The 7,808-nt window shown below is 64.4% G+C and carries 7 protein-coding genes and 2 pseudogenes; all 9 read left to right on the top strand.

Going from position 1 to position 7,808, the window contains the following annotated elements:
* A pseudogene (locus JHD07_RS27125) lies at positions 1–452 on the top strand (HupU protein); the annotation flags it as partial.
* On the top strand, positions 449–1,888 hold the full coding sequence (locus JHD07_RS27120; protein ID WP_291627632.1) for a nickel-dependent hydrogenase large subunit: 1,440 nt from the start codon (positions 449–451) through the stop codon (positions 1,886–1,888). The pseudogene JHD07_RS27125 and the gene JHD07_RS27120, both read left to right, overlap by 4 nt.
* Before the next feature lie 196 nt (positions 1,889–2,084).
* Positions 2,085–3,176: a hydrogenase small subunit gene (locus tag JHD07_RS27115; RefSeq protein WP_025035354.1), complete on the top strand. Its 1,092-nt coding sequence runs from the start codon at positions 2,085–2,087 to the stop codon at positions 3,174–3,176.
* A 28-nt stretch (positions 3,177–3,204) separates the two neighbouring features.
* Positions 3,205–4,995, top strand: a complete 1,791-nt coding sequence (locus JHD07_RS27110; RefSeq protein WP_291627627.1) for a nickel-dependent hydrogenase large subunit — start codon at positions 3,205–3,207, stop codon at positions 4,993–4,995.
* A gap of 9 nt (positions 4,996–5,004) precedes the next feature.
* Positions 5,005–5,748 carry a Ni/Fe-hydrogenase, b-type cytochrome subunit gene (cybH, locus tag JHD07_RS27105; RefSeq protein ID WP_291627626.1) on the top strand — a complete coding sequence of 248 codons (744 nt, stop codon included), beginning with the start codon at positions 5,005–5,007 and terminating at the stop codon, positions 5,746–5,748.
* 17 nt (positions 5,749–5,765) lie between these two features.
* Positions 5,766–6,344 carry a HyaD/HybD family hydrogenase maturation endopeptidase gene (locus tag JHD07_RS27100; RefSeq protein ID WP_291627624.1) on the top strand — a complete coding sequence of 193 codons (579 nt, stop codon included), beginning with the start codon at positions 5,766–5,768 and terminating at the stop codon, positions 6,342–6,344.
* A 27-nt stretch (positions 6,345–6,371) separates the two neighbouring features.
* Positions 6,372–6,668: a HypC/HybG/HupF family hydrogenase formation chaperone gene (locus JHD07_RS27095; protein WP_291627623.1), complete on the top strand. Its 297-nt coding sequence runs from the start codon at positions 6,372–6,374 to the stop codon at positions 6,666–6,668.
* A 264-nt stretch (positions 6,669–6,932) separates the two neighbouring features.
* Entirely contained in the window at positions 6,933–7,379 is a 447-nt protein-coding gene (locus tag JHD07_RS27090; protein WP_291627621.1) for a hydrogenase accessory protein, read from the top strand.
* A pseudogene (locus JHD07_RS27085) lies at positions 7,376–7,808 on the top strand (hydrogenase expression/formation C-terminal domain-containing protein); the annotation flags it as partial. The gene JHD07_RS27090 and the pseudogene JHD07_RS27085, both read left to right, overlap by 4 nt.

The raw sequence follows: 7,808 nt of genomic DNA, 5'->3' as shown, positions 1-7,808 counted from the left end.
GCCCGACCGATCTCGATGGCTTTGGACGGCCGAAATTCGTCGCCAACCATCTTGCCCATCACGGCTGCTCGCGCAACGAGTTCTACGAGTTCAAGGCCAGCGCGGAGACGATGTCGGAGCGCGGCTGCCTGATGGAGCATCTCGGTTGCAAGGCAACGCAGGCCGTGGGCGATTGCAACCAGCGCTCCTGGAACGGCGGCGGCTCCTGCACCAAGGGCGGCTATGCCTGCATCGCCTGCACTTCGCCCGGCTTCGAAGGCGCGCAGAACTTTCTCCAGACCGCCAAGCTCGCGGGCATTCCGGTCGGCTTGCCCACCGACATGCCGAAAGCCTGGTTCGTCGCGCTCGCGGCATTGTCGAAGTCCGCGACGCCGCGGCGGGTGCGGCTGAATGCGACCGCCGATCATGTGGTGGTGCCGCCCGGCGGCTCCGGGGCCAAACGGACGCCATGACGCGGATCACGATCGGCCCGTTCAATCGTGTGGAGGGCGATCTCGAAGTCCGACTCGACGTCGAGAGCGGGCGCGTGGCGCGCGCCGAGGTGACGGCACCGCTCTACCGCGGTTTCGAGCAGATCCTGGAAGGGCGGCCGCCGCTCGATGCGCTGGCGCTGGCGCCGCGGATCTGCGGCATCTGTTCGGTCTCGCAATCGGTTGCCGCGGCCGCCGCGCTGCGCGAGGCGATGGCGATCGAGGCTGCGCCCAACGGATTGCTCGCGACCAACATCGCGCATGCTGCTGAGAACGCGGCCGACCATCTGACGCATTTCTATATCTTCTTCATGCCGGATTTTGCCCGCGAGACCTACAGCGCGCATGATTGGTACGCAGCGACGCGCGAGCGCTTTGCCGCGACCCGCGGCAGCGCGGCGCGCGAGGCGCTGCCGGCGCGGGCGCGGCTGCTCGAGACCATGGGCATCATCGCCGGAAAATGGCCGCACAGTCTCGCGTTCCAGCCGGGCGGCACCACGCGCGCCATCGATCTCGGCGAGCGGGTCCGGCTGCTCTCGATCGCGACGTCGTTCCGAAGCTTTCTGGAGCGGATCGTTTTCGCGGATGCGCTGGAGAACGTGCTGGCGATCGCGAGCGCGGACGAACTCGACCGCTGGCGCGATGGCCGCGGCGGCGACTTTGCCCATTTCCTGCGGCTAGCGGACAGTCTCGCGCTGACCGGACTCGGCAAGGGCACGGGCTTGATGATGAGCTACGGCGCCTATCATGGTCCTGACGGCGAGCTGTTTCCGCGCGGCCTGTTCGGCCCGCGCGCTGCGATCGAGCCGCTGCCGCTGGCGCAGATCACCGAGGATGTCTCGCACGCCTGGATGCGGGAGTCTTCCGCGGATCCCGCCCACAGCACCACGGTGCCGGATCCGGACAAGCCAAGCGCCTATAGCTGGTGCAAGGCGCCGCGGCTGTCCGGGCAGCCGATCGAGGTCGGCGCCATCGCGCGCCAGACCGTGGCCGGACAGTCGCTGATCGCCGACCTGGTATCGGCCAGCGGGACCAATGTGCGCAACCGCGTGATCGCGCGGCTGATCGAGACCGCGCGGATTGCGCTGGCCATGGAGCAATGGACGCGCGCGCTGCGGCTGTCCGAGCCGTTCTGTCGCGACGGGCGCGAGATCCCGAACGGCAGCTATGTCGGACTCGTCGAGGCCGCGCGCGGCAGTCTCGGGCATTGGATGGCGGTACGGGACGGCAGGATCGAGCGCTACCAGATCATCGCACCGACCACCTGGAATTTCTCGCCGCGCGATTCCTTCGACGTGGGCGGGCCGCTGGAGCAGGCGCTGGTCGGCACCGATGTCGGCGATGCCGGCGCCCGCGCAGTGGCGATCCAGCACATCGTGCGTTCGTTCGATCCCTGCATGGTCTGCACCGCGCACTAGGCGGAAACTTCGTTGTCGACTGCAAATCGCGTTGTTTCCGCTTCGACTGCTTTCAACGCCATCGCGGCCCACTCCGTTGCGCAGTGTAGCGCGCAAGGTTTTGGAATCTCTCTACTTTTGAATCGCTCCAGTTATTGGCCTGCTTCTTGCTGTCTTTGGCGTCATCGAAAAGTCAAAGCCGAGGGCGGGAGGATTCATGGGCGCGGCGACGGAAACGTTTTACAGCGTGATCAGGCGGCAAGGCATCACGCGTCGGAGCTTTCACAAATTCTGCAGCCTGACGGCGACCAGCCTCGGACTCGGACCGCTGGCGGCGAGCCGCATCGCCAATGCGCTCGAGACCAAGCCGCGCGTGCCCGTCATCTGGATGCACGGGCTCGAATGCACCTGCTGCTCGGAGAGCTTCATCCGGTCCGCGCACCCGCTGGTGAAGGATGCGGTGCTGTCGATGATCTCGCTCGACTACGATGACACCATCATGGCGGCTGCCGGCCATCAGGCGGAAGCCATCCTCGAGGAGACCCGCGCCAAGCACAAAGGCCAGTACATTCTCGCAGTGGAGGGCAACCCGCCGCTGAACGAGGGCGGCATGTTCTGCATCGACGGTGGCAAGCCCTTCGTCGAGAAGCTGAAGATGATGGCCGAGGATGCGATGGCGATCATCGCCTGGGGCGCCTGCGCCTCCTGGGGCTGCGTGCAGGCCGCCAAGCCCAACCCCACCCAGGCGACGCCGATCGACAAGGTGATCACGGGCAAGCCGATCATCAAGGTGCCGGGATGCCCCCCGATTGCGGAGGTGATGACCGGCGTCGTCACCTTCATCACCACGTTCGGCAAGCTGCCCGAGCTCGACCGCCAGGGCCGGCCGAAAATGTTCTACTCGCAGCGCATTCACGACAAGTGCTACCGGCGCCCGCATTTCGACGCCGGCCAGTTCGTCGAGGAGTGGGACGACGAGGCCGCGCGCAAGGGCTACTGCCTCTACAAGATGGGATGCAAGGGCCCGACCACCTACAACGCCTGCTCGACCGTGCGCTGGAACGGCGGTGTCTCGTTCCCGATCCAGTCCGGCCATGGCTGCATCGGCTGCTCGGAGGACGGCTTCTGGGACAAGGGTTCGTTCTACGACCGTCTCACCAACATCAAGCAGTTCGGCATCGAGAAGAACGCCGACCAGATCGGCATGGTGGCGGCCGGCGCCGTCGGCGCCGCGGTGGCCGCGCATGCGGCGGTGACGGCGGTGAAGCGGCTCGCGTCGAAGCGCGAAGACGCCGACCACAACAGCTGATCATAGAAATTCCAGGGGCAGGGCAATCATGGGTATCCAGACTCCCAACGGCTTCAATCTCGACAATTCCGGCAAGCGCATCGTCGTCGATCCCGTGACCCGTATCGAAGGTCACATGCGTGTCGAGGTCAATGTCGACGCCGACAACGTCATCCGCAACGCGGTCTCGACCGGCACGATGTGGCGCGGCATCGAGGTGATCCTGAAGAACCGCGATCCGCGCGACGCCTGGGCGTTCACCGAGCGGATCTGCGGGGTCTGCACCGGAACGCACGCGCTGACGTCGGTCCGCGCGGTCGAGAACGCGCTTGGCATCACGATTCCCGAGAACGCCAACTCGATCCGCAACCTGATGCAGCTTGCGCTGCAGGTGCATGACCACGTCGTCCACTTCTATCATCTGCATGCGCTCGATTGGGTCGACGTGGTCTCCGCGCTCTCGGCCGATCCGCGCGCGACATCGACGCTGGCGCAGTCGATCTCGAGCTGGCCGCTGTCCTCGCCCGGCTATTTCAAGGACCTGCAGACGCGGCTGAAGAAGTTCGTCGAATCCGGGCAGCTGGGGCCCTTCAAGAACGGCTATTGGGGCAGCAAGGCCTACAAGCTGCCGCCCGAGGCCAATCTGATGGCGGTGGCGCATTATCTCGAGGCGCTCGATTTCCAGAAGGAGATCGTCAAGATCCACACCATCTTCGGCGGCAAGAACCCGCATCCGAACTGGCTGGTCGGTGGCGTGCCCTGTCCGATCAATGTCGATGGCACCGGTGCCGTCGGCGCCATCAACATGGAGCGGTTGAACCTGATCTCCTCGATCATCGATCAACTGATCCAGTTCAACGAGCAGGTCTATCTGCCGGACGTCGCGGCGATCGGGTCCTTCTACAAGGATTGGCTCTATGGCGGCGGCCTGTCGGGCCAGAGCGTGCTGTCCTATGGCGACGTGCCGGAGCATGCCAACGACTATTCCGCCAAGAGCCTGAAACTGCCGCGCGGGGCGATCATCAACGGCAATCTGTCCGAGGTGTTTCCGGTCGACCACGCCAACCCGGACGAGATCCAGGAGTTCGTGGTGCACTCCTGGTACAAATATCCCGATGAGACCAAGGGGCTGCATCCCTGGGACGGCGTGACCGAGCCGAATTACGTGCTGGGCCCGAAAGCCAAGGGCACCAAGACGGCGATCGAGGAGCTCGACGAGGGCGGTAAATATTCCTGGATCAAGGCGCCGCGCTGGAAGGGCCACGCCATGGAGGTCGGGCCGCTGGCGCGCTGGGTCGTCGGCTACGCCCAGAACAAGGCCGAGTTCAAGGATCCCGTCGACAAGTTCCTGAAGGACCTGAACCTGCCGACCTCGGCGCTGTTCTCGACGCTCGGCCGCACCGCGGCGCGCGCGCTCGAATCGGTCTGGGCGGGACGGCAGATGCGCTACTTCCAGGACAAGCTCGTCGCCAACATCAAGGCTGGCGACTCGTCGACCGCCAATGTCGACAAATGGAAGCCGGAGAGCTGGCCCAAGGAGGCCAAGGGCGTCGGCTTCACCGAAGCGCCGCGCGGCGCGCTCGCGCACTGGATCAGGATCAAGGACACCAAGATCGACAACTACCAGTGCGTGGTGCCGACCACCTGGAACGGCTCGCCGCGCGACCCCAAGGGAAACATCGGCGCGTTCGAAGCATCGCTGTTGAACACGCCGATGGTCAATCCCGAGCAGCCTCTGGAGATCCTGCGCACGATCCATTCCTTCGATCCGTGCCTCGCCTGTTCGACACACGTGATGAGTCCGGACGGCCAGGAACTCGCCAAGGTCAAGGTCAGGTAGGAGGTCGCCATGATGGATGCAGTTGCTCCTGCTTCGGAGAGCAGGCCCGACCTCGCGGCGATCGCGGCCGACGCGTCCGGAGAACGGGCGGTGGGCCGGCCCACCGTCTATGTCTACGAAGCGCCGGTGCGGATCTGCCACTGGGTCAACGCGTTCTCGATCCTCGTGCTGATGGTGACAGGCTATTTCATTGGTTCGCCGCTGCCGACGGTCGCGGGGGAGGCGTCGGATCATTTCATCATGGGCTACATCCGCTTCGCCCATTTTGCCGCCGGACAAGTGCTCGCTGTGTTCTTCCTCACGCGGATCCTGTGGGCCTTCGTCGGCAACCATCACTCCCGGCAGATCTTCTATATCCCGGTTCATCGCAAGCAATTCTGGAAGGAAGTGCTGCACGAGATCCGCTGGTACGCGTTCCTGGAGCGCGAGCCGAAGATGTATGTCGGCCATAACCCGCTGGCGCAGACCGCGATGTTCACGGGCTTCACGCTGTTCGTGGCCTTCATGATCGTCACCGGCTTTGCGCTCTATTCGGAAGGCATGGGCATCGACAGCTGGCAGCACAAGCTGTTCGGCTGGGTGTTCGCGATTTGGCCGAACAGCCAGGACGTGCACACCTGGCATCATCTGGGGATGTGGGCGCTGGTGGTGTTCGTGATCGTGCACATCTACGCCGCGATCCGCGAGGACATCATGTCGCGCCAGAGCATCATCTCCTCGATGGTTTCCGGCGAGCGGCAATTCCGCGATTGAGAACGGGAACGTGACCGATGCCGACATCTTCGCAAGACGATCGCATCCTGGTGCTCGGCATCGGCAACATCCTGTGGGCCGACGAAGGCTTTGGCGTACGCGTGGTGGAGGAATTCCACCGCCGCTACGCCGTGCCTGACAACGTCACCATCCTCGACGGCGGCACGCAGGGGCTCTACCTCGTGAACTACCTGGAAGAGGCCAACCGCCTGATCGTGTTCGACGCCATCGACTACGGCCTCGAGCCCGGCCAGTTGAAACTGGTGCGCGACGACGAGGTGCCGCGTTTCACCGGCGCCAAGAAGATGAGCCTGCACCAGACCGGGTTCCAGGAAGTGATCAGTGCGGCCGATTTGCTCGGCCGATGCCCGCAGCATCTCGTGCTGATCGGCTGCCAGCCGCTCGATCTCGAAGATTGGGGCGGGCCGCTGACGCCGCCGGTGCGCGACCAGATTTCCCCCGCGATCGATCTCGCCTGCCGGATCCTGGCGGAGTGGGACGTGACGGTGAGCCGTCGCAGCATGCCGTTGACCGAATCCGAGCGGTTGCTCGCCAACGACATCGACCACGCAAATTACGAAATGCGACCGGCCTGACCGGCCGTCCCTGGTGGAGAACGCGCGATGTGCCTCGGGCTGCCGATGAGGATCATTGAGACTGACGGAATGTCGGCGCTGTGCGAATTCCGAGGCGAGCAGCGCCGCGTCTCGGTGCTGCTGCTCTCCAATCCGCCGGTCGGCGCCCACGTGCTGGTCTTTATCGATACCGCGATCCGGCTGCTGGATGTGGACGAGGCGGGCCTGATCGTTGCTGCGATAGACGGCCTGGACGCTGCGCTCGACGGCGAGGATTACGACCGCTTCTTCGCCGATCTGATCGATCGCGAACCGCAGCTTCCCGCGCACCTTCGCTCCGAGTAAGCGAACCTCCTGCAGCCGTGTTGGCCGCACCCCGTCGTGCGATCCGGCTTGCGGGCCGCCCTGGAAGCTATCTTTCTATCTGCAAAGATGAATTCCATCCAAAACTGGAAATCAGCTTACCATCAATGGGTGCGCCCTTCTGCGCGATCGAAAATACATGATTTAGATCAAATGGATAATCCGGGCAGATTGCTAGTCTGTCCTGGCATGTGCCTTGCTAACCCCATTCCGAAGCGAAATCATAAGCTTGTCAGGGGAGGTCTGATGGAATTCCAGGTGGGGAAGCAGGATCTGACGCGGCACGGCCTGCCCGAGGTTGATGCCGTAACGGTCGATCGATTTCTCGGTGCGGCCGACGAGGCCGGTGCGGTTGCGGTGCTGCTGTCGGCAGGCGATCCCAACCGTTTCCCTGAGGCGATCGACGTCGCCGTGGTGCTGCCGGAACTGATCATCGCGTTCAACGGTCGGCTCCGCGGTGCAATCATCGCCCGCGGCGACGAGACTGCGCTGGGCCAGCGTTTCGGCGTGCGCGTGCAACCGACGCTGATCCTCGTCGCCAAGGGGGAGACGCTGGGCCTGATCGCCAAGATCCAGGACTGGTCGGTCTATATCGACCGCATCACCAAGCTGATCGACCGTCCGCGCGGGCAGAACGCCGCGGTCGCCGTCACCATCGTTCCCCAGCATCGCGCTCAAGGCGTCGCATCATGAAGGTCGGATTCTGGGATGCGCCCGAAGGCGCCGAGCAACCGGTCAGCGTGTTTCCGATCGGAGAGGAGAGTCTCAATGCGTCGAAAGGCAGCCTGACGGCGGCGGGCGCGTTGGCAAAGCTTGCAACGCTCGACAGCGCCGAACTCGCCCGGAGCTGCCCGAATGCCGTGGTGCTGCTCTCGAAGATCGCGCAGGCCATCGCGGGCCAGAAGGCAGATGCGCCGACGCAGCTGTTCCGGCTCGCCAATCTGAATGATCTCGAAAGCCAGCTCATCGCCGACGTGCTCGGCGAAGGCGAGGTTGGCGGTGTCGTGGCGCTGCCGGATGGCTCGCTGGCGCAGATCCAGGAATCGGTCCTGGCGGGGATCTGGCGCGTCCGGCTGGAGACCGACGCCACTTCCGATTATCTCGAGATCGGCGCGGTCCCGG

Origin of the sequence: Bradyrhizobium sp. (assembly GCF_016462955.1) — a bacterium.
GTDB lineage: Bacteria > Pseudomonadota > Alphaproteobacteria > Rhizobiales > Xanthobacteraceae > Bradyrhizobium.
The sequence above is the reverse complement of the archived record's forward strand: the minus strand, read 5'-3'. Positions and strand labels throughout refer to the sequence as shown.